Genomic DNA, 22077 nt, shown 5'->3' on the forward strand with positions numbered 1-22077 from the left:
ACAAAGGCGTTTATCCGCACTGTGCAACATGCCCATTGAGGTACCACTTCCAAAGAGAAACCATTGGTCTAGTCATTCGGCGCTCGCCATTGATGTGACTCCGTAGAACTGGGGAAGCTAGGTATGGATATTCAGATTACTGCCGCGCATTGGTGTTATCTCATCGGGATCGTTGTCATTCTCGTGACGATGATGGCGCGTAAGAACATCGTGGTGCCGGCTGTGGTGGCGACGTTGGTGACCGCCACGGTGTACACGATGGATCCTCTCGCCGGTCTGGCGTCTATCTTCCTGGGTAGTCTCGTGGCGGCCGGGGAGTTGTTCAACATCTTCTTGGTGATCGCCTTCATCACGGCCATGCTCGGGGCGATGAAGGCCATCGGTGCTGACACTTTGATGATCAGGCCGTTTCGTCGGGTGATCAAGGGGCCGACGTCGAGTTTCCTGGTCATTGCTGTGGTGACCTATGTGATCTCGCTGTTCTTCTGGCCTACTCCTGCGGTGCCGTTGGTGGGGGCCGTGCTGATCCCGGTGGCGATCCGGTCGGGTCTGCCGCCGTTGACCGCGGGTGTCATCATCGCTCTGGCGGGTCAGGGGATGGCGTTGTCGTCGGACTACATCATCAAGGTGGCGCCGGGGTTGTCGGCGACCGCGGCGGGTGTGGGTGTTGATGAGGTTGCTGACAAGGCGATGGTGATGTCGCTGATCGTGGGGATCACGGCCATGGTGATCACGTATTTCACCAGTCGCCGGTCTTTCCGTCGTCCTTCCCCTGAGTTGTTGGATGCGTGGGAGCGGGGTGTCGATCTTCCGCTGGGGGGCGGGTCGGGGCGGTCGAAGGTCCCGTCGGAGAGTCGGATGCGGGCGAAGGCGTTGAGTGCGTTCGTGGGTCGAGCTGTCTCTCGGCCGCAGCCGCAGCCGCAGCCGCAGCCGGTTGTGGCGGCGACGGCTCAGGATCCGGTCAGCGGGTCGACGGTGATGACCCTGACGGACAGTGAGCCAGGGCCCGAACAGGAGATCGCCTACCGTGAGGACGTCTTCGAGCAGGCGCCCAGTTCGAGGAAGGCGCGGGCGTTCGCGGTGCTGGTGCCGCTGGCCTACACCGCGTTCATCGGTTACCTGCTGATCGCCAAGTTCACGGCTGTGCCCGATCTCGAGGGTGGCGACGCGGCGGCGATAGTCGGGGGCATCGCGGTGATCATGACGTACCTGATCTGCGCCACCGACGCCACGAAGGCGGGGTTCTTCGAGACGTGCGCCGAGCACATCATCGAGGGTCTCGTGTTCGCTTTCCGTGCGATGGGCATCGTGATCCCGATCGCCGGGTTCTTCTTCCTGGGCAACGGTGAGTTCGCCGGACAGATCCTCGGTCTGGGGGAGGGTGAGACTGCCCCGACTCTGTTGTTCGACATGGTCACCGCGGCCCAGTCCGGGATCCCGGAGAACGCGTTCTTCGCCGGGTTCAGTGTGCTCTTGATCGGTCTCGTCGCCGGGCTGGACGGGTCGGGTTTCTCGGGCCTCCCGCTCACCGGTTCCCTGGCCGGCGGGTTGGCGCCCGCGGTCGGCATGGATCCGGCCACGCTCGCGGCGATCGGTCAGATGGGCAACATCTGGGCCGGCGGCGGAACCCTCGTGGCGTGGTCGTCACTGGTCGCGGTCGCCGGCGTCACCCGGACCTCAGCGGTCGACCTGGCGCGAAAGTGCTTCGTCCCCGTGATGGCCGGACTGACCCTGTCCACGACCATCGCCATCCTCATCTTCTAGCTCCCGTCGACCCTGGGAGGCGGTGGCCCGCCCATGCCTGTGCACCCTGCCCTGGAATCCGAATGGATTCCAGGGCAGGGTGACCCGGGTAAGGGCGGGCTAACTCGTCTATAAATTGAGAGTCCCCAGCGTGCGTGCGGTAGGTGGGGGGCCGCTCGGGCGTCCGCCCGGGCGGACGCGTCAAGGAGACCGGGGGTAACGGGTGAGCACGACGCTATCGACGCTGCCGGATGATACGGCGAGAATTCGCCGAGGCGGCCGGCTGGGCTTGTTCGCGGTACTGATCGGCACGTTCGTCGGGACGCTGAGCAACAACCTACTCAATGTCCCGCTACACAGCATTCTGCTCGAGTTCGAGGCGCCGCTGTCGAGTGGGATCTTCGTGATCGTCGGCTTCATGCTCACGTTTGCGGTATCGATGCCGCTGTTCGGTTGGTTCGGCGAGCGGTACGGACTCCGACTGGTCTACTGTCTGGCCCTCATCGGCACTGCCATCTGCTCGATCGGCGCGGCGCTCGCGCCGAACCTTCCCGCCCTGGTCGCCTGGCGTGTATTCGCAGGGTTGGCGGCGGCATCGTTCGCCCCGGTGATCATGGCCCTCATCTCCTGGATGTTCGGTGCACACCACCGCGCTGTCGCCATCAGTGCGTGGGCGACAGTGAACGGACTGGGCCAGGCGATCGGTCCTAGCGCGGGCGGCCTCGTCGACGGATGGCTCACGTGGCGGTGGGCGCTGGGCAGTCTCGCCCCGATGTGCCTGATCGGGCTCGTCGCCACGATCGCGTTCGTTCCGCGACATCGCGGTTCACCGCTCAAATTGGACCTGCCCGGGGCAACGACCTTTACCCTCGGCGCCGGGGCGTCGATCCTCTCCGTCCTCATGCTGGCAAACTCGTCCGTCCCGTGGCCTGTCCATGTTGCTCTCGTAGGCGCAGGTGTCGTTCTGATCGGCGTCTCGGTCTGGTGGTCGCGCCGCACTGACCATCCGTTCGTCCCGGTCCACCTCATGGGCGAGCCACGCTATGTACTGAACAGCGTTGCCGGCTTCTCGCAGATGTTCACGATCGGATCCATCCTGGTGTTGATCCCGCTCTACCTGACGTCGATGCGAGGGATGAGTACGGCACAGGCCGGCCTCGTCCTCCTTGCCCTCCCCGTGACGATGGCGGTCGTGGCGTCGAGCATCCCCAGGGCAATCAGGAAGTGGGGACTCACTCGGACACTGGTCTCGGGGCTGGTACTGCTCACGGTGTCGGTTGCACTACTCGCGGTCGTTCTCGCCTTCGGTCCCGCGAACAGCTGGTTGACGGTGTCAGTGCTGGTGATCAACGGTATCGGGATCGCCATGGTTCAAACGCCTGCGTCAACCGGGGCCACCCAGACTCTGGCCGGTCAGAGCGGCTCGGGCCTGGGGATTTTCAATCTGGTGCGATTCAGTGGCTCCGCGATGGGTGCCGGGTCGATCGCGGTGTTGTCCCGATTCGGTGATCTCGGAGCCACGACGTTGTTCGGATCGCTTGTCGTCCTCGTGGCTGCGATTCTGGTAGCGCTGATCCTCTACCGGCCGCTTCGTGACCAGCGTCGACACGGAAGCTTTTAGTAGTCGGGCCGAAGTCGAGGGTCATGCTGACTGGCCGAGGGGGTCAGTGAACCTCCGGAGCGCCGCGATCACCGCGAGGTAGCGGGCGGACTGCACCGCGTCGAACCCGTGTTGCGCGCCGGGGAGTTCGGCGTAGACCACGGGGTTCGACGACCCGCCGCGCAGGTGCCGCACCAGCCTGCGCGCGCCCTTGACCGGGGTGTACATGTCGTCGGTTCCGTGGATGATCGCGATCGGGGGCGCGTCCTCCGCCGGGTGGCGTACCGGGTCGGAGACGTCCTTGGTGCCCGCGCCCAGACGGCCGTAGTAGCCGTAGAGCCCGATCGCGCCCGCCAGCGTGGTGTCGAGGTCTTCGAAACCGGGCTGGAACCTCGGGTCGCCGGCGGTCAGCGCGGTCATCATCGCGATGTGGGCGCCGGCCGAGCTGCCAGCCACCACGATCGGGGCCTCCGCCGGGATACCGTGCGCGGGACCCTCCGTACGGATCCAGCGGATCAGGCTCTTGATGTCCACGAGATGCTGCGGAAAGCCCGCCTCCGGCGTGGGCGAGAGGTGATAGGTGGTGCTGATCGCGGCCCAGCCCCGGAGTGCGTGGTCGAAGAGCATCGCCCGCGATTCCCGGCTCGGCCCGCCGGCGCGGAAGTGCCCGCCGTGGATGTGGATCAGCACCCCGCGCACGCTCTGGGAATCTCTTCCGGTGTAGAGGTCGAACCGGGTCGCGCGAGCGTCGGGCCCGTAGGCGAGGCGGGTGCGGGCCTCGACGCCGCGCGGCCGGAGGGGCCACGGCTGGAGGAGCACTGTCTGCCACGGCGTGCGGCGGGCGGCGGACCTCGTCGTCGTCCTCCCGGCGGTTCCCTGACCGGTCCGCTCGACGGGCGCCGACGCGCCTGGCCCCGCGTCCGCCCGTGCGGACTCGTCGAACGCCCGCTCCAGGGCGCCGTGCGCGGCGAGCTGCCTGGCCTGCACCACGGCCAGCCCGGCGCAGGTGAGGGCGGCCAACCCCGCGCCCGCGAGGTCGGTTCCGGTGACGGGGCGGCGGGCCAGTCGCGCGGCCGTCATCGCAGCCGCCCCCGCTCCCACGTGGAGAGGCATCTCCAGCGACGGGAGGCCGATCGCCCACCCCGCGGCCGCGGCGGGGAACGGGGCGCGCACCGGGCTCAGCGCCAGGGCCGTGGAGAGGGCGGGCGGGACGAGGAGCAACGGCAGCACGGGTCAGGCCTCCGGGTGGGGTGAGCGCTCCCGGGCCGCGACCGGGCCGGGGACGAGATCGAACATCGGGTGGGGCCGCGGCGCAGTGTGTCGGCCGAGCCGGGCCGGGACGCGCATCGTGCGGAGGCGCTCCGGCTGCGGGTGACGGTGATAGCCCTGCGACGGCTCGCGGAGTACCTTCTGAGCCAGGAGTCCCTCACGCCATCCGGTCACCAGCGCGGCGCGGTCGAGCAGGTCGGGATGGATGCTCCACAGGCGCATCCGGCGAGTATAGGACCGCGGGCGCGGGGCGGCGCGGAGGAGGAGACCGATATGACGACGACGAGCGAGCCGGATCTCGACGCGGTGATGGCCGAGCTGGCCGCGCTGGAGGACCCGAAGATCCTGGCGGTCAACGAGCGGCACGGCGACGACCACGCGGTCAACCTGACGAAGCTGCGCGCGGTGGCCAAGCGGATCAAGAAGAACCAGCCGTTCGCGGAGGAGCTGTGGGCCACCGGAGACTCGGCGGCGCGCCTGCTCGCGCTCCTGATCTGCCGCCCCAGGGAGTTCTCCGCCGGGCAGCTGGACGCGATGCTGCGCGAGGCCCGCACCCGCAAGGTGCACGACTGGCTGGTCGGGTACGTGGTGATGAAGGGCCCGAACGCCGAACAACTCCGGCTGGAATGGCTGGGCGACCCCGATCCGGTGGTCGCCGCCGCTGGGTGGGCGCTGACCGCCGACAGGGTGGTCAAGAAGCCCGACGGGTTGGATCTGCCCAGGCTGCTGGACGCGATCGAGGCCGAGATGGCCGACGCGCACGAGAGGCTGCAGTGGGAGATGAACACGTGCCTCGCGCAGATCGGGATCCATAACCCGGACCTGCGTCCGCGCGCACTGGAGATCGGCGAGCGACTGGGGGTCCTCCGGGACTATCCGACTCCCGCGGGCTGCACCTCGCCCTATGTGCCGGAGTGGATCGGCGAGATGGTGCGCCGCAACGAGGGCTGAGGCCCCGCGCCTGACCCGCGCCGCCCGCCCCGGCCCCCGCCCTGGCCTCGCCGTCCGTCGCGCCCGGCCCGCCCGCCCCACGGCGAGTGGTCACATACGTGGGAATTCGCCGATCAGTCTCCTGGGGAAACGTGATCGGAACCGGCCCCGCGACGAGAGGCCACAGCTGTGCGCACGCGGCGGTAGAGCGCTGAGTGGGCTGCGGCGACCGCGCTGTCCTCGGCATCGGCCATGCGAGCGGGGACCGGTGGGCCGCCCAGAGCGGTCGCCAGTGCCCGGCGCAGCTCGGAAGCCGTCGGGGCTGAGGGGTCGTAGGAGCCCGCCGGCGAACCCCACTGCTCGACCAGGTAGCCGACATCCGGGATGACCGGCGGCAGGCCCAGATCCCGGCACAACTCGAGCCACCCGGAGTGCGTCCCGTGGCGGTGGGGCAGGACCAGGGCGTCGAACCCGGCCAGGGCCCGGCACAGCTCGTCATCGGTCAGCAGCTCGTGGGAGCGGACCTCGACGTCCGGACGCTCGGCGAGTGTGTCCAGCGCGAGCGCCGCCTCATGCCGGGCGTGGCCGGGATCATGGGCGGCGGCGAGGGCGTTCGAGCGCACCATCACCACCAGGTCGGCACCGGCGGGGAGTGCGTCCGCCAGCTGGGGAAGCAGGCCCTCGGCGGCGACCCCGGCCCGCAGCGAGCCCAGCATGACGCCCACGGTCCGCCGCTCGGGTGGCCGTACGGCGTGCGGCCCGGTGTGGCGGCCGGCCCACTCGAGGCGGCGCAACCTGTACGGCTCGGTGATCCCGACCGGCATGAGCCTGGGGTGGGGGATGACCTGGGAGCCCACCCCCCAACGCCTCCGTATCTCGTCCGCCGCACCGTGGGTCAACGTAACGACCGCGTCGGCCCCGCGCACCAGGTGCCCCGTGCGGTCGAGGTGCGCGGCCGGGTCCGCCTCGTGCGGATTGGTCAGGTCGTGCACGGTCACCACCAGGGGTAACCCCCGTGACCGCACCGCAGCGACGAACTCCGCCACCTGTGCCGGGCTGCGGTGCTCGTAGCCGAAGTGCACGTGGACGAGGTCGGTGCCGTCCAACACCTCGGGACGATCGGCGGCCTCGAGCGCGGGGTGCGGCCACCAGCGCGACGGCTCGGCCGGATCGAGCACGGGATCGGCGATCACCACGATCCCCGCCGGGACGGTGGAGGCGTCGGGTGCTGCTGCGGTGGAGGGGCCGATTGCTGCACCGCTGGCGGGGCCGGTTGCTGGACCGGTGGCGGCGCCGACGGCGTGGCGCACGTAGTCGTGTCCGGCGGGGATCGACCGCACCCGCAGCGGGGCCGTGCCGGGGGAGGTGCTGGAGGTCACCCCGCCACCGTGCCACGTCCGCCGGTTGCCGCCACCTGGGGCCCTGCCTACGCTCGGCTCGGTGAGCACCCCCGCCCAGCCGTCCGTCATGGTGATCGGCAACTGCCAGGCCGACGTCTACCGTGACCTGCTGCGCTCCGCCGAGGGCCTGACGGTGAGGGACGTGCGACCGGTGTACGAGATGACGGCCCGCGACCTGCCGGACCTGCACGCAGACCTCGCGCGCACCGACGTGCTCATCGTGCAGCCCGTCCGCGATGACTACCGCGACCTGCCCCTCGGCCACCGCCAGCTCGCCGCCCGGTTGCCGGCCTCGGCGACCGTGGTGCTGGTGCCGGTCCTGCGGTACGCCGGACTGCACCCCTACCAGGTGCTGATCCGGCCCCCGCACGATCGCTCCCTCGTGCCGCCGATCGCCCCGTACCACGACCTCCGGGCGATCGTGGCCGCGGCGACGGGCGACCGGGACGTGCTCGGCGCCGCCCCCGACCCCGACCAGGCGCTCGGGGCGGCGCAGGAATCCGTGGAGGCACTGCGCACCCGCGAACAGGCCCACGGCACCCTGATCGCCTCGGATCTGCTCGAGGGCGTCCCGCGCTGGCACACCATCAACCACCCGGACCGCCACACCCTGCAGGAGGTGTTCGACCGAGTCCTCGCGGCACTGCCCCCTGGCCTGATCGACCACCCGCCCCGCATCGGCGACCGCGAACCGCTCGGCGCCACGCGGGCCCCCGTGGACCCGGCGGTCGAGCGCGCACTCGGCCTCCCGGAGACCGGTCCCCGCGACTGGTTGGTCGACGGAGTCAGCGTCCCCGGCGACGAGGTCACCCAGGCGCATCTGGCCTGGTACGCGTCCACCCCGGGGGTGGTCGAGGAGGGGCTGCGGCGCCACGCCGACCGGATCGAACTGCTGGGGCTCACGTGACCGACCCGCATAACCAGCCGACCCTGCAGGCCCCGCCGCCGGCCGACCCGCCGACCCCGCCGACCCCGCCGCTGACGGTCGCTCTCGGCCCGCCGGCACACGGGGTGACCAGGTTCGCCGCCGACTGCGCTCACGCCGCCGGGACCCCGCTGCTCGAGGTGCCGGACGTGGCCCGGTTGGCCGACGCACTGGCCGCACACCCCGGCGGCGCCGTGCACCTGCACATCACGGACGCCCTGTTCGGGGCGACGCCGGACGAGGCGGCGGACACGATCGAATCGCTGGCCCGGGACCGCGCGGTGGCCGTGACGCTCCACGACGTCCCGCAGCCGGCCGAGGGCGCCGAGCGGTGTCGGCGCCGGACCCGGGCCTACCAGCGGATCTCGGCGGCCGCGGGGCTGGTGGTGGTGAGTTCCGAGCACGAGCGCCACCTCTGCGACGCGGCGGGCATCGCCGTCAATGCCGTGATCCCCCTGCCGGTCCCCGACCTCGGCCACGCGGGCTCGTCCCCCGACCGGATCCGGCCGGACGAGCGCTCCGTGGGCGTCTTCGGCTTCTTACATCCAGGCAAGGCCGTGGACCTGGTGGCGCAGGCGGTCGCCGAGCTCGCCGCCGCCGGTGACCACGCGGTGTCGCTGCGCCTGCTCGGTGCACCCGCCGACGGTCACGAGGACTACGTGCGGGCCGCACTCGAGACCGTCCGGGCAGCGGGAGGTCACGCCGAGCTGACCGGGCGTATCGACGACGACGACCTCGCCCGTGTCCTCGGCGAGGTGACCGTGCCCGTCGCGCTGTTCCGCAACGTGTCGGCCTCGGGGTCGATCAACACCTGGTCCGCCGCCGGCCGCCGACCGCTGGTCAGCGACTCGGACTACACCCGGGAGATGGAGCGCAGGCGGCCCGGATCGCTGCTGCTCACCGACGCCACCGACCTGCCGGGAGAGCTGCGACGGCTACTCGACGACCCCGTCCCGACCCGCGTCGACCCGCCCGGACCCGAGCTGGCGGAACTGGGCCGGGCGTACCTTCGCGCCTGGGAGAGCTGGTCGGCACGAGTGGGGGACCGAGGAGCACGGGACCGATGAGCGTCGACGTGGTGATCCCGTTCTACCAAGACCAGCGGATGCTCGACCGGATCCTGGCCGCCCTGCGACGTCAGACGGGCCTGGCCGAGCCGCCACGGGTGATCGTCGCCGACGACGGTTCGCCCACGCCGCCCACCGTCCCGCCCGAGGTGACGGTGGTCAGACAGGACGATCTGGGGTTCCGGGCCTCCGCCGCACGCCACCTGGGGGCGCGGGCCGGGGACGGTGAGGTGATCCTGTTCCTCGACGGCGACACCGTCCCCGCTCCCGACTACGTGTCCGCCCTGCTCGCCGCGCTCGAGCAGAATCCGGACCTGCTGGTGGTGGGGCGGAGGCGGTACGGGCGGTTCGCGGCCCCGGGCAGGTCCGACGCCGCGCTGGCCGACGCCGCGCTGGCCGACGGCGCGCTGGCCGACGCCGGGCCAGCAGACCCCGAGCCAGCCGAGGTCCTGCCCGACCCCGCCTGGCCCGCCTCGTTCTACGCCGAGACCGACGACCTCACCCACGAGGCCGGCGGGTGGCGCGCGGGCCTGTGGCGCGGGGTCCTCTCTGCGGTGTGCGGGCTGCACCGGCGCCTCTACGACCTGTCCGGCGGATTCGATCCCGACATCGTCGGCTACGGCGGCGAGGACTGGGATCTGGCGTGGCGCTGCGAACAGGCCGGTGGCCGGCTGCGACACGTCCCCGACGCCGTGGCCTGGCACGACGGCCCGGACTGGGGCGGACGGGCGGAGGACGATCCCGGTCACCTCGCCCAGAAGAACGCGGAGACCGCCCGCCTGGCCCCCCTCATCGTCTCCCCGCTCACCCGTCCGGCCGGCGGCATCTTCGAGATCCCGCTCATCGCCGTGCACGTCCACGCGAGTGGCGCGGGGAGCGGGGCCGAGGCGGCGACGTGCGCCTCGCTGCTGCGCTGGGGTGACGTGTCCGTGACCGCCGACCCCGACAGCGCCGACGCGGCAGTGATCGCCGAGCTCTTCGCCGCCGACCCCCGGGTCGGGCTCGACGTGCGCGGCCGGTGGTGGGAACCGGGGACGGCAGGGGCGGGACCTCGTCGTCGTCCCGAGGTCCTGATCGACATCCTCCGTCCCTGCTCGCTCGGGGGGCTCGACCCGGACCGGCTGCGCGCCCTGTGCCCGCCCGTGGGGAGCGTCACCCTTGACGACGACGAGGGCCGCGCCCTCGCGAGGGTCCGCACCTCGCGTGCCCTGGCGCGGGAGCACCACTGGGGTGATCGCCCCGGCGAACCGGTCGCGATCCCCGCCGCGGACCTGCGCGTCACGCCGTTCGGAGCGGACGGAGCAGGGGTGCGGCTCGAGCGGATCGTCGGAGGCTGGTGACCCCGCCGCCGCCCCTCCGGTGGCGGCAGGCCCCCCGGGGGGTCACCATCTGAGATCGGGGAGAACCGACCCAGATCGGGAACACCCGGACCAGCCGGAGCGGCCGGCAGGACTGAAGCGAGAGGGGGCCCGTGGACGCCCAGAACGACGACCCGATGACCATCGCGGTGATAGGCCCTTCGCGGTTCCCCATCCGCGAGCCGTACGCCGGCGGCCTCGAGGTGGTGGTGGCCAAGGAGGTCGCGGCCCTGAGAGCGCGCGGGCACCGCGTGACCCTGTTCGCCGCCGCCGGCAGCGAGGGCCACGACCCCCGGTTCGAGTTCACCGCGATGTCCGGCGTCACCGGTTTCGGGGATAGTTTCTACCCCCCGGGCGGCTACGAGGCGGACGCCGCCGAGTTCCACAGGCTGATGGACCACCTCGCCGACTCCGGCTTCGACGTGATCCTCAACCACAGCCTCAGTCACGTTCCGCTCATCCGGGCCGCAGACGTGGACGCCCGCATGATCACCACTCTGCACTGCCCACGGCTCGCCCCCATGCAGGATGCCTTCGACCTGCTCGGCGGGTCCACGGGGTTGGTCCAGGCAGTCAGTCGGTCGGTGCTCGGTTCGTGGCGGGTGCCGCAGGGCGCGGAAGTGGTCCCGAACGGGGTGGACACCCGGATCTGGAGACCCCGCGCAATCTCCGCGACCCCGCCGCGCGCGGTCTGGTCCGGGCGCATCGTGCCGGAGAAGGCCCCTCACCTGGCGGTCGACGCCGCACTGCGCGCCGGGATGGACCTCGACCTGGCCGGCCGGATCGGCGACGACCGATACATGCGTAGAGTCCTGGCCCCGCGCCTTCGTGACGCCGGCGGAACTGTCCGCTACCACGGGGCGCTCGGGCGCGACTCGCTGGTCCCGCTGGTCGCGGGGGCCTCGGTGGCCCTGGTGACCCCGTGCTGGGAGGAGCCCTTCGGGCTGACCGCCGTCGAGGCGCTGGCCTGCGGGACGCCGGTCGTCGCACTGGCCCGCGGCGGGATCCGCGAGATCCTCAGTGGCCAGCCCGGCGTGGTGTTGGTCGACCCGGGCCGCGACCCGGGCTCCGCCCTGGCCGCGGCCATCCCGGCGGCCCTGACCCTCGACCGGGTCGCCACCGCGCGTGCGGCCGCCGCCGCGTTCTCCCATGAGCGGCGGATCGACCGGGTCGAAGCGCAGCTGAGGGGACTTCCGGTCGGGGCAGTCTCGTGATCGGCGTGTACGCCCACCATCACGGGAACGGACACCTCCAGCGCGCGTTCGCCGTGGCCGCCGCGATGGACGACGAGGTCACCATCCTCACCTCCGCGGATGTCGGGGACGGCGGGAACCCGGATCCCTCTCGCATCCACGTACTGCGGCTTCCCCTGGACCACGACGGTCCGGGAGCGGTGTCCGGGGCGGTCGATCCGGCCCTCGAGCCGACCGCCGGAGGACGCCTGCACTGGGCCCCGCTGCGTCAATCGGGTCTACGGCGGCGAACGGCGATGCTGACCGGGTGGATCGACACCCACCGGCCGACCGTGATGTGGACCGACATCTCGGTCGAGGTCACTCTGGCCTCCCGCCTGACTGGGACTCCAGTGATCTCCACCGTGCTCCCCGGCCGGCGCGACGACGCCCCCCACACCCTGGCGCACGGCGTGTGCTCGGCGTTGGTCGCAGGGTGGCCGCGCTCGGCGGGGGCGCCCGTCCCCGCCGGCGCGAGCGAGCCTGTGATCCCCGTGGGCGGGGTCTCGCGCTTCGCCGGTCGCCTGCCCGAGCCCGCCGGCAGGGGACGCGGTCGGCCGCGGGTGCTGCACCTCCGCGGTAGCGGGGGATCCGGTCGCGACCAGCGGTGGGACGCCGTCCGCGAGGAGCTCGGCGAGGCGGAGTGGGTCGAGCTCGGCGGCCCGGGCGGCCGCTGGGTCGCCGATCCGTGGGCCGAACTGTGCCGGGCCGACGTGGTGATCAGTGCGGCCGGCCAGAGCTCGGTGGCCGACCTGGCCGCCGCGGACGCGTACGTCGTCGCGGTGCCCGAGGAGCGGCCCTTCGCCGAGCAGGACGACACCGCCGGGAAACTCGAGGCCCTCGGTCACGGCGCCGTCGTCGGACGTGACTCCTCCGTCGAGCACCTCCTCAGCGCGGTGCGGCGGACTCTCGAACGGTCCCGGTCGACGCCGGGGGCGGGCTCCGGTCTGCGGGAGGCCTGGGAGATCGACGGCGCGGCCGAGCGGTTGGCGGCGGTGCTGGAGACGGTGGCGGCGGACTCGATGGTGGGTGCCCGATGACGTCCGATCCCGCCCCGTCGTCGGTTGCCGTGGTGACCGTGTGCACGCCGGCGCGGGCCGATCACCTGTGGTCCCAGCGGCGCGCGCTGGCCGCGCACCTGCCCGGTACCCGTCACGTGGTGGTACTGCCCGAGCGGCCCGGGAGCGCGGAGCTGGCCGCCGAACTCTCCGCTGACGGCGCGGACCCCTTCGAGGTGCCGGCGGGGCCCGACCTGCCGGTGGCCCGCTGCCGGAACGCCGGCGGGGACCGGGCGGTGAGGTCCGGCGCCGACCTGATCATCTTCCTCGACGTCGACTGCATGCCCGGCCCGGACCTGGGGTGCAGGTACGCGGAGCTCCCGTCCGACGCGGTGGGGGTGGGCCCGGTCACCTACCTACCCGAATCGGCGGGGGCGCCGGATCCCTCCGAGCTGGTGGGCCTCACCGACCCTCACGCCGCGCGGCCGTTCCCGGAGCACGGCGTCCGGCGACTCGAGGCGGACGAGTTCGGGATGTTCTGGTCGCTCTCCTTCGCCCTCCACTCCGACCTCTGGACACGGATCCGCACGGACTTCGGCGGGTTCGACGAGCAGTTCACCGGCTACGGCGCCGAGGACACCGACTTCGGTCGCAGGCTGCTGTACCGGCGGGTGCCGGTGGTGCTCGTGGCGGGCGCCCACGCCTACCACCGGTGGCACCCCGTGTCGTCTCCGCCGGTGGAGCACCTGGCGGACCTGCTGCGCAACGGAGCCCACTACGCCGAGCGCTGGGGCGAGTGGCCGGCCCCGGGCTGGTTCGAGGAGTTCGAGCGGAGGGGCCTGGTCCGCCGACGCGGCGACGGGTGGGAGGCAGTCTCCGCACGCCGGACCACTGAGGACCGCCGCCCCGAAATCAAGAGCTGAACCCGACGAGAAGAGTGTTCCGAACCCATCGCCCGAGAGGCGGGTGTGCGGAACGCTCTTCTCGATGGGCGGCGGGGCAGGGCGGGGCCGGGCGGGGAGCCGGGGCCTCAGCCCAGGAACGCCTTGTCGGACAGCGTCGCGCCCTTGATGTTGGCGAACTCCTTGAGCAGGTCCTGCACGGTGAGCGACGCCTTCTTCTCGTCGTCCGCCTCGTAGACGATCCGGCCCTCGTGCATCATGATCAGCCGATTGCCCAAACGGATGGCCTGCTCCATGTTGTGGGTGACCATGAGCGTGGTGAGCCCGCCCTCGCGGACGATCCGCTCGGTGATCGTGGTGACCAGCTCGGCGCGCTGGGGGTCCAGGGCCGCGGTGTGCTCGTCGAGCAGCATGATCCGCGGCTGGGTGAACCCGGCCATGAGCAGCGAGAGCGCTTGTCGCTGGCCGCCCGAGAGCAGCCCGACCTTGGCGGTGAGCCGGTCCTCGAGACCCAGCTCGAGCATGGCGAGTTGGTCGACGAACTGCGCCCGACGCTTCTTGCTCAGGCTCGGGCCGAGCCCGCGCCGCCTGCCACGCAGGACCGCGAGCGACAGGTTCTCCTCGATGGTGAGGGTGGGTGCGGTCCCGGCCAACGGGTCCTGGAAGACGCGTCCCACATACTTGGCACGCTTGTGGTCGCGAAGCCGGGAGACGTTCCTGCCGTCGATGTCGATCCGACCGGAATCGGGGATCAACCGCCCGGACACGACATTGAGCAGGGTCGACTTGCCGGCGCCGTTGGAGCCGATCACGGTGACGAAGTCGCCCTCGGCCATCGTGAGGCTGAGACCGTGGAGTGCCCGGCGCTCGTTGACGGTGCCCGGGAAGAAGGTCTTGGACACATCTGTGACGGTCAGCATCGTCAGGTCTCCTTGGCGCCGGTCGCGGCGGTGGCGGCGGACTCGGGCCCGGCGTCGACGGCGGTCCCGGTGCCCGCCACCGCGCGCTCGTTCGCGGCGACCGCGGTCGTGGGCTTGCGCCCGAACCGACCACCCATGGATTTCCACCTGGGCACCAGCAGTGCGATCACCACCAGAATCGCCGTGATGGCCTTCATATCATTGGGGTTCAGGCCCACCTGCAGGGCCGCGAAGATGATGAGGCGGTAGAGCACCGCACCCACGACCACGGCGAACACGGCGAACACCAGCCTGCGCTGGCCGAGGATCGCCTGGCCGAGGATCACCGAGGCCAGGCCCACCAGGATCAGCCCCACTCCCATCGAGATGTCGGCGAATCCGCTGTACTGCGCGACCAGGGCGCCGCACATGCCCACGAGTCCGTTCGACAGGGCGAGGGTGAGGGTCTTGGTGAAGTCGGTGGAGACACCGAACGAGGAGATCATCGGACCGTTGTCGCCGGTGGCGCGGATCGACAGCCCGAGGTTCGTGGTGAGGAACCAGACGACGACGAGGCCGAGCACCACCACGGCCAGCGCGAGGACGGCGACGCCACCCCAGGTGCCGAGGATGCCGGCCTCGCGCAGCGGTGTGAACGCGGTGTCCTGGCGCAGCAGCGGGACGTTCGCGCCGCCCATGATCCGCAGGTTGACCGACCACAGGGCGATCATGGTGAGGATGCCGGCCAGCAGCCCGTCGATCTTTCCCTTGGTGTGCAACAGGCCGGTGACCACGCCGGCGAGGAACCCGGTGACGAAACCCGCGAGGGTCGCGGCCACCGGGTTCCAGCCGGCCAGGAGTGCCGTCGCCGCGGTGGCGGCGCCGGTGGTGAAGCTGCCGTCGACGGTGAGGTCGGGGAAGTTGAGCACGCGGAAGGTCAGGTAGACCCCCAGCGCCATGACCCCGTAGATGAGGCCTACCTCGACGGCGCCGATCACTTCTTCTCAGCCTCAGCGAGGATGTCCTCAGGGATGGTGACGCCCTGGCGCTCGGCGGCGGCCTCGTTGACCACGTAGGTGAACTCCGTCGCGGTCTCGACCGGCATCGTGGCCGGGTCCTCGCCGTCCCGCAGGATGCGCAGCGCCATCTCGCCGGTCTGGCGGCCGAGCTCGGTGTAGTCGATGCCCAGCGTGGCGACGGCGCCGCCCTCGACGGTGCCCTCCTCCGCGGCGATCACGGGGATCTGCTTGGACTCGGCCACCTGGACCAGCGAGGCGATACCGGAGACGACCATGTTGTCGGTCGGGACGTAGATCGCGTCGACGTCGCCGAGCGCCTCGACGGCCTGCTGGATCTCGTTGACCGTGGTGACGGTCTGGGTGACGATCTCCAGGTCGAGCGGGCCGGCGGCCTCCTCGGCCTGGTCCACCTGGACCTGCGAGTTGACCTCGCCCGAGGCGTAGACGATGCCGACGCGCTCGGCGTCGGGGACGATCTCCTTGAGCAGTTCGAGCTGCTCGTCGATCGGCGCTGCGTCCGAGGTGCCGGTGACGTTGGCGCCCGGCTCCTCCATCGAGTCGACGAGCTCGGCCGAGACCGGGTCGGTGACCGCGGTGAACAGCAGCGGGATGTTGATGATGTTCTGGGCCATCGCCTGGGCGGCCGGGGTCGCCACCGCCAGGGTGAGGTCCAGGTCGTCGGCGGCGAACTGCTGCGCGATGGTCAGCGCGGTGGCCTGCTCACCGTTGGCGTTCTGCTCGTTGAACTCCACCTCGACACCGGCGTCGGCGAAGGCCTCCTTGAAGCCCGCGGTGGCCGCGTCGAGAGCGGGGTGCTGGACGAGCTGGTTGATGCCGATCGTGTAGGACTCGCCGCCGCCACCGGCGGCGTCATCGTCGGAACCGCCGGTGCAGCCTGCGAGGACGAGTGCCGAGGTGGCCACCAGTCCGGTGAAGAGCGTCGCGCGTGAGAATGCCATGTGCCATGCCTTGTCTACGGTCACGGGTGAGCGTGAGGGGCCGGATGCGTTAACAGTGCTGGCACATGAGGGTACCGGGTCACGCCGACCGCGTAACCCGGGACTCACCTCACGGGTTGCTGATCCGGCTCCGATTCCGCCAACTCACGTTTCCAGGTGCGGAAACCCTCCTCGGTGCGGCCCCGCCGCCAGTATCCGGAGATCGAGGCCCGCCGGGCCGGGACGCCGCGTCCGGAGCGCAGCAGGGGGCGCAGGTGCTTCATCACGGTCTCGGCCTCGCCGTGCACGAACACCTGCACGTCGCCGTCCGGCCACGGCATGTCCCGCACGGCGGCGACCAGCGGCGCGTCGCCGTCGATCCGTCCGGGGCCGGCCTGGGTGGAGGGTGTACCCCGGTGCAGCCAGGTGATCTGCACACCCTCCGGAGCGGTGAGCGACACCTCGTCGTCGTCGTCCCCCACCTCCAGGAACACCGCTCCCACCGAGTCCTCGGGCAGGGCCTCCAGCGCGGCGGAGATCGCGGGGACCGCGGTCTCGTCCCCGGCGAGGAGGTGGAAGTCGGCCCCGGGGTCGGGACGGTACCCGCCGCCCGGCCCGCGGACGGTGACGTCGGTTCCGGGCGCGACCGTCCGGGCCCACGGGCCCGCCACGCCCGCGTCTCCGTGTACGACGAAGTCGATCCAGAGCTCTCGGGCGGGGAGGTCGACGCGTCGCACGGTGTAGGTCCGCACCACGGGGCCGTCCTCGGAGGGCAGTTCGAGTTTGACGTAGCTGTCGGTCTCCGCGCGTGGGGCGAAGGCGTCGAACCCCGCGCCGCCGAGGACGACCCGGACCATGTGGGCGCTCACCGTCTCGGTGCGCAGCACGGTGAGGGTGGTCGGGGTGGGGCTCTTGCGCTCATCTGCCACGGGGGTCTCCTTAAGTTAGGCAACCCTATCCTGCCAGGCGGCGTTGCTCGACCGCGCGGTCGATCGGCGGGTTCCCCCCTTATGGGTTGCGATGTAAGATATATGTGATCTGAAACAGGGCCGCCGAGCGGGTGGCACGGACAGGGCCAGGGAGCGACGTGATGAACGCAGGGACGCGATCCGCCGACGCAGGCGTCGGCCCGACGAGGATCCGGCACCTCCCGGACCTGTCCACGCACCTGTGGTTCTGGCTACCCGTCGCGAACGTGGTGATGCAGCTCGCCGACCCCGCAGTCGGGTACGGCGTGGTCGAGAGCCGGGTGGACCGGGGCCGCGGCGACCTCCGCCCGATCAAGCGCGGCAGGACCACCGCCCAGTACCTCGCCGTGGCGACGCTGGGGAACCAGGCGGATCGGCAGTTCTTCCACGAGGCGGTGCGGGAGATCCACGCGCAGGTCTACTCGACCGAGTCCAGTCCGGTCAGCTACAACGCCAACTCCGCGACCTCCCAGACGTGGGTGGCGCTGTGTCTCGTCCGCTACTACATCGATCAGTGGGAGATGGTGCACGGGCCGCTGTCGGAGGCGGAGCTCGACCGGGTCGTCGAACTCGCGCGGCCGCTCGGCACCACCCTGAACGTTCCCGAGGCCCGCTGGCCGGCGAACTGGGACGACTACCAGCGACGATTCGCCGAAGGCGTCGACGGCGTACGGATCGACGACACAGTCCGCGAGTACCTCCAGTCGCTCGCCGACTTCAAGGTCCTCGAGATCCGGATGAAGCAGCTGGGGACACTCGCACACAAGACACTGGGACCGTGGAGTCTGTCCATGACCAAGTTCGCGGTCCCCCAGCGGATCCGTGAGGAGATGCGCTGGACGATCACCCCTCAGGACCTCAGGCGCCGCCGGGTCATCGTGAACCTCGCGGCCGCGCTCGACATGGTCCTGTCCAGGCCGCTGCGCGTGGTCTACACGCTCAACCTGTGGGACCTGCGGGCGCGCCGACGGCTGGGGGTCGGCGTCTTCTGAGCGCGGCGCTCAGGACGCGCGGAGGAACTCCATGGGGGCCGTCGCCTCGAAGTGCGCGCTGACCTCGCCGACCAGTCCCCCCTCGAGCCCGGTGTCGGCGACCAGGTCGAGCTTGCGCACGGGCGCGCCCTCCGACAGGTCGAGGCCGTCCAACCGGACCCAGACGATGTTGGGCCGACCGGTGTCCTCGAAGACGTACACACCGTCGACGTGGTCGGTGATGGTCCGCCACAGGGTGGTGGAGGCATTGGGGTGATCCGGATCCGGCACGCGGAACGGTTGGGACGCGTTGCGCATCACGCTCAACAGCTCCGCGACGGCGCCCGTCCGGTCGGCGGGCGCCGGGAGCCGGTCCAGGTAGAAGGCCGCGCGCGCGAACCGCTCGTCGGCGTCCGTGCCACCGGGGAGCGGGCGGTCACCGCCGAAGCCCGTGATCTCGTGGAGGCGTTCGAGCTGCTCGGCGAACGGCGGCGAATTGGTCATCACCGTGTAGGACCGGTCATGCCAGATGTGGGGTTCGCCGTCGATGTACTCGATGATCGCCGAGTCGCCGCTGCGGTCGTCGAGCGCCAGGTGGACGGTGACGGTGGAGCCGGTGACCGGGTCCCCGGAGGTCCGGATCTGGACCCTGGACTGCCGCATCCAGTCCACGGCCTCGGCGACGGTGGCGAAGTTGTCCAGCATGTACTGCACCCACGCGGAGGCGCTCAACGCCGGACGGTCCGGATCGCGCTCGCCGTAGTCGGACTCCGCCAACCACAGCAGGTGGCCGGCCAGGCCGGCGTCGTTGATCCCGTCCGTGCTCGCCAGGTCGTAGGCGGCCGCCACCACGCTGCCGTGGACCGAGGTCCAGCGCAGGCTGTCGTCCACGCCGTTGTCGCGGGACAGCCCCCGCGGGAAGGCCCACAAGTTGGTCCGCAGATCCACCTCGTAGTCCATGGTGCGGCCGGCCAGGACCAGGTCCTCGCCCGGTGACCAGAGCGTTCGCGTGCACATGGGCTGCCTTCCCGGAGCATCGACCTGAAGATGAAGAAAAGCTATCACCCGGTGTGCTGGTCGGGACGCGAATGCGGTCCGGGCCGCGGACGGGGGGGGCGTGCGCAGCGCTCCTCCGCTCAGAGCCCCATCGCGTTCATGCGAGCGGAGATCCTGGCGTCCGTGCTCACGATCGGGGCCTCGGAGTCCACCCAGGGGTCCCCGCCGAAGTACAGCTGGAAGATCTTCTCCGCCGTCCGGGTGGCGAGCGCCTGGGTGGTCAGGGTGGGATTGGGTCCGCCGAGCGCGTTGGCGAGCGCCGAGTTGTCGGCGATGAACAGCCGCTTGACCCACCGCGCCTCGGCGTTCGCGTCGAGCACGGAGTTCTGGTCGGACTCGCCCATGCGCATCGACGAGTGCACGTGGAGCAGCAGTGGAGCCCAGTCCAGCCGGTACACCTTCTTCGCCCCGGCGGCCCGCATGATCTCCGCGGACTTGCGCACCATGAATTCCCGGTTCTCCTGTGTCCGCGGGGAGCGGTTCCGCAGCGTGATGTCGAGCTTGGCCGGCGCGCCGTTCTCGTCGGCCGGGAACAGGGACGGGGTGATCCGGTTGGTCGACTGCACGTGATCGTCGGTGATCACGAGGAAGTTGAGCAGGTTGTCGATCCCGCCCATCATGAGGTCCTTGAGCTCGTTGCCCACCAGGCGGCCCGAGGGGCCGTCCCACGGTCCGTAGAGTCCGCGCCCGTTGTCGTAGACCCCGCGGACCCCGGAGTCGGACAATGACAGCGTGAACGCCTGGATCGCGGGACCCAGCCCCACGTTCTCCATGCCGCCGCGACCCGGCCAGTCCATCCGTGCGGCCGAGTTGGCGCCCTTGGAATTGCCGGTGTACTCGTCGAAGCTGCCGACCACCCAGTCGAAGTGGTGGTCGGTGTGCCCGCGGCCGACCCAGTCGTTCGGGTTGGGCAGCCCGCTGTTGAACCACAGGCGAGGGCTCTCGGTGACCCCACCGGCCAGAACCACGACGCGCGCGTCCTCGGAGAAGGTCGCGCCAGTGGTGTTGTTGCGCCAGGTCACCCCCCTGGCCACCGTGTGGGCGCCTTCCTGCTCGTGCCGGATGGACTGCACGAAGCTGTCCGCGATCAACTCGAAGGCGCGGCCACCGGGGCGGACCGCGTCCGCGGCCAACCCGAGCGGGACGTAGCTGTTGTCGGTGGAGCGTTTGGCGTACTGGTTCCGCGGGGCCTGCCGGGGTACGTAACACCCTTGGAAGCAGTGGCCGCAGAAGGTGCAGCCGGTGGCCTGCGGATAGGTGAGCAGGTTGGCGTCGTCCGTCCGTCCCGAGTTCCCCCCGGGCTGGAGGATCGCGTTCTGCTGGGGCCGGAACGCGGGCCGGGTGATGTCGCGGGAGGTCTGGACCGGCAGCCCGACGCCCTCGCAGCCCCGGAAGGTGATCTCCTCCTTGGTGCCCATCGCCGCGGTCTCCACCGGCAGCGTGGCCTCGACCCATTCGAGGTAGGGGACCAGTTCCTCGTAGCTGAAGGGGAAGAGGTGGGCGGTGTCGTACTCCGCCGCGTCGGCACCGGTGTACCCGCGGAACGCGCCCGGCATGGGACGGGGACTGTTCCCGTAGTAGTGCTGGGTGGTGCCGCCGACACCGGACAACTGCCAGACGAAGAGGTTCTCGGTCCATTCCCGGAACCACGCGGGCTTGTCGCGGTCCTCCGGGCCGAAGCGGAGGAACCCGTCGTTCGGGTTGTTGGCGTCGTTCTCCGCGTGGGACCACTGATTCTCGGGATCGGCGTGTCGGGGGCCACCCTCGAGGACCAGGACATCCAGTCCCCTCCCGGCCAGTTCGGCGGCGACGGCGGGGCCGCCCCCTCCTGCTCCGATGACGATGACATCACGCATCCGCGGGCACCTCCGTGCGGTTCTGGTAGTACCCGATGAACTCGGGATGGCCGTCGACCAGGCCGGTGGGCCGGAACCCGGTGAGGTCCCAGGGGACGGGTCGGGGGGTCACCGTCCGGGTCGCCCGGTCGAAGTTGTACTGCTCGGAGTAGACGCCGAAGGCGGTGCCCTGGAGCAGGATTCCGCCGGCGAAGCGGAGGAATCCCGACGCCGAGCCGCGCAGCGGGACCGGCAGGGCGCCGTCGATGATCGAGATGAGCTGCGGGACGGGCCCCTCGATCCCTTCGAGCACCCGGCACTTGTCCCCGAGCGACAGGCGCGAGAACGGCGACCCGAGCGGGCCGACGATCGATCCGGGGTTGACGAGCAGCGCGCCTGTGTTGAGCAGCAGCGCGACGGGGAGCGACAGGGGGAGGACCCGGTCGCTGTAGACGTACCCGAGGACCTGGTCGATGCGGCGGCCGTCGGGTTCGCTCAGGCCGAGGAAGGGCTCCGTGGGGATCCCCATGTCGGAGAGCGCCTCGCCGAGTCCCAGCGCGAGGGGTCGGGCCAGCTGGTCACCCATCGCGAGGTAGTTGTCGAACAGGTCCTTCATGAACTCGCCGCCGCCGACCTCGATCGGTCCCGGGTCGTCGCGCGGCGTGCCCTGTTGCCTCGACCACTCGTCAGGTCCGGGCATGACCATCACGCACAACGCCCGCATGGTGTCGAGGGAGAACTCCTCGACCGCGTCGAGGACGGCACTACCGGTCCCCTGGGCGTTCGCTCGTCCCACAGCTCCGAGGGAGCCGTTCAGGGCGCCCGGAAACGCGACGCCCGCGCTGACGAACGCGCCGAACAGGGACGCCCGCGCGAGAAAGGCCCTCCGGTTGAACTGATCCATGACCCCGCCTTCCGCTCGAAGAGTGGGGCCACCGTAACGATGTGATATTCGTCACGCCACCGG

20 protein-coding genes are annotated in these 22077 nt (G+C 70.9%); 10 read left to right on the forward strand and 10 right to left on the reverse strand.

Translation table 11 applies throughout. The features are described from left to right. Positions 1-123: 123 nt before the first annotated feature. Positions 124-1764, forward strand: a complete 1641-nt coding sequence (locus ABIE38_RS13705) for a hypothetical protein (RefSeq protein WP_354057166.1) — start codon at positions 124-126, stop codon at positions 1762-1764. Positions 1765-1966: 202 nt separating this feature from the next. Beyond that, positions 1967-3364 (forward strand): MFS transporter, encoded by a 1398-nt coding sequence (locus ABIE38_RS13710; protein WP_354057168.1) that lies wholly within the window; start codon positions 1967-1969, stop codon positions 3362-3364. Positions 3365-3385: 21 nt separating this feature from the next. Here the strand turns inward: ABIE38_RS13710 and ABIE38_RS13715 are convergent, their stop codons facing one another. Both ABIE38_RS13715 and ABIE38_RS13720 read right to left on the reverse strand, forming a co-directional pair. Further along, on the reverse strand, positions 3386-4573 hold the full coding sequence (locus ABIE38_RS13715) for an alpha/beta hydrolase (protein ID WP_354057170.1): 1188 nt from the start codon (positions 4571-4573) through the stop codon (positions 3386-3388). Between the two features lie 3 nt (positions 4574-4576). Then, positions 4577-4834, reverse strand: a complete 258-nt coding sequence (locus tag ABIE38_RS13720) for a pyrimidine dimer DNA glycosylase/endonuclease V (RefSeq protein WP_354057172.1) — start codon at positions 4832-4834, stop codon at positions 4577-4579. 51 nt (positions 4835-4885) lie between these two features. On the opposite strand from ABIE38_RS13720, the gene ABIE38_RS13725 reads away from it, so the two are divergent. After that, positions 4886-5563, forward strand: a complete 678-nt coding sequence (locus ABIE38_RS13725) for a DNA alkylation repair protein (RefSeq protein ID WP_354057174.1) — start codon at positions 4886-4888, stop codon at positions 5561-5563. A 113-nt stretch (positions 5564-5676) separates the two neighbouring features. On the opposite strand, the gene ABIE38_RS13730 is transcribed toward ABIE38_RS13725, so the two are convergent. Further along, positions 5677-6921 carry a glycosyltransferase gene (locus ABIE38_RS13730; RefSeq protein ID WP_354057175.1) on the reverse strand — a complete coding sequence of 415 codons (1245 nt, stop codon included), beginning with the start codon at positions 6919-6921 and terminating at the stop codon, positions 5677-5679. Positions 6922-6982: 61 nt separating this feature from the next. On the opposite strand from ABIE38_RS13730, the gene ABIE38_RS13735 reads away from it, so the two are divergent. The 6 genes from ABIE38_RS13735 (at position 6983) to ABIE38_RS13760 (ending at position 13445) form a co-directional block, all read left to right on the forward strand. Continuing rightward, complete coding sequence (locus ABIE38_RS13735; protein WP_354057177.1) at positions 6983-7849, forward strand: WcbI family polysaccharide biosynthesis putative acetyltransferase; 867 nt, start codon at positions 6983-6985, stop codon at positions 7847-7849. Next, on the forward strand, positions 7846-8934 hold the full coding sequence (locus tag ABIE38_RS13740; protein WP_354057179.1) for a glycosyltransferase family protein: 1089 nt from the start codon (positions 7846-7848) through the stop codon (positions 8932-8934). The genes ABIE38_RS13735 and ABIE38_RS13740 overlap by 4 nt, the downstream gene beginning before the upstream one ends. Further along, positions 8931-10274 (forward strand): glycosyltransferase, encoded by a 1344-nt coding sequence (locus ABIE38_RS13745; protein WP_354057181.1) that lies wholly within the window; start codon positions 8931-8933, stop codon positions 10272-10274. The genes ABIE38_RS13740 and ABIE38_RS13745 overlap by 4 nt, the downstream gene beginning before the upstream one ends. Before the next feature lie 131 nt (positions 10275-10405). Beyond that, positions 10406-11506 carry a glycosyltransferase gene (locus tag ABIE38_RS13750; RefSeq protein WP_354057183.1) on the forward strand — a complete coding sequence of 367 codons (1101 nt, stop codon included), beginning with the start codon at positions 10406-10408 and terminating at the stop codon, positions 11504-11506. A 5-nt stretch (positions 11507-11511) separates the two neighbouring features. Beyond that, positions 11512-12564, forward strand: coding sequence for a glycosyltransferase (locus tag ABIE38_RS13755; protein ID WP_354057185.1), 1053 nt, complete (start codon positions 11512-11514; stop codon positions 12562-12564). Beyond that, positions 12561-13445: a glycosyltransferase family 2 protein gene (locus tag ABIE38_RS13760; RefSeq protein ID WP_354057187.1), complete on the forward strand. Its 885-nt coding sequence runs from the start codon at positions 12561-12563 to the stop codon at positions 13443-13445. Before ABIE38_RS13755 ends, ABIE38_RS13760 begins: the two co-directional genes overlap by 4 nt. 107 nt (positions 13446-13552) lie before the next feature. On the opposite strand, the gene ABIE38_RS13765 is transcribed toward ABIE38_RS13760, so the two are convergent. The 4 genes from ABIE38_RS13765 to ABIE38_RS13780 form a co-directional block, all read right to left on the reverse strand. Continuing rightward, positions 13553-14344, reverse strand: a complete 792-nt coding sequence (locus ABIE38_RS13765; RefSeq protein WP_354057189.1) for an ABC transporter ATP-binding protein — start codon at positions 14342-14344, stop codon at positions 13553-13555. A gap of 2 nt (positions 14345-14346) precedes the next feature. Next, positions 14347-15321 (reverse strand): ABC transporter permease, encoded by a 975-nt coding sequence (locus ABIE38_RS13770; RefSeq protein WP_354057191.1) that lies wholly within the window; start codon positions 15319-15321, stop codon positions 14347-14349. Beyond that, positions 15318-16301 (reverse strand): ABC transporter substrate-binding protein, encoded by a 984-nt coding sequence (locus tag ABIE38_RS13775; RefSeq protein ID WP_182645369.1) that lies wholly within the window; start codon positions 16299-16301, stop codon positions 15318-15320. The genes ABIE38_RS13770 and ABIE38_RS13775 overlap by 4 nt, the downstream gene beginning before the upstream one ends. Before the next feature lie 104 nt (positions 16302-16405). Next, on the reverse strand, positions 16406-17209 hold the full coding sequence (locus tag ABIE38_RS13780) for a siderophore-interacting protein (protein ID WP_354057193.1): 804 nt from the start codon (positions 17207-17209) through the stop codon (positions 16406-16408). Between the two features lie 161 nt (positions 17210-17370). On the opposite strand from ABIE38_RS13780, the gene ABIE38_RS13785 reads away from it, so the two are divergent. Continuing rightward, positions 17371-18240 (forward strand): oxygenase MpaB family protein, encoded by an 870-nt coding sequence (locus tag ABIE38_RS13785; protein ID WP_354057195.1) that lies wholly within the window; start codon positions 17371-17373, stop codon positions 18238-18240. A gap of 9 nt (positions 18241-18249) precedes the next feature. Here the strand turns inward: ABIE38_RS13785 and ABIE38_RS13790 are convergent, their stop codons facing one another. The 3 genes from ABIE38_RS13790 to ABIE38_RS13800 form a co-directional block, all read right to left on the reverse strand. Further along, the gene (locus tag ABIE38_RS13790) at positions 18250-19236 is read right to left on the reverse strand and encodes a linear amide C-N hydrolase (RefSeq protein WP_354057196.1); all 987 of its coding nucleotides are present in this window, start codon (positions 19234-19236) and stop codon (positions 18250-18252) included. A 119-nt stretch (positions 19237-19355) separates the two neighbouring features. Beyond that, on the reverse strand, positions 19356-21131 hold the full coding sequence (locus tag ABIE38_RS13795; protein WP_354057198.1) for a GMC family oxidoreductase N-terminal domain-containing protein: 1776 nt from the start codon (positions 21129-21131) through the stop codon (positions 19356-19358). Next, positions 21124-22014, reverse strand: a complete 891-nt coding sequence (locus ABIE38_RS13800; protein WP_354057199.1) for a hypothetical protein — start codon at positions 22012-22014, stop codon at positions 21124-21126. Before ABIE38_RS13800 ends, ABIE38_RS13795 begins: the two co-directional genes overlap by 8 nt. Between the last annotated feature and the right edge of the window lie 63 nt (positions 22015-22077).

It is taken from the genome of Dietzia sp. 2505 (assembly GCF_040546785.1).
Lineage (GTDB): Bacteria > Actinomycetota > Actinomycetes > Mycobacteriales > Mycobacteriaceae > Dietzia.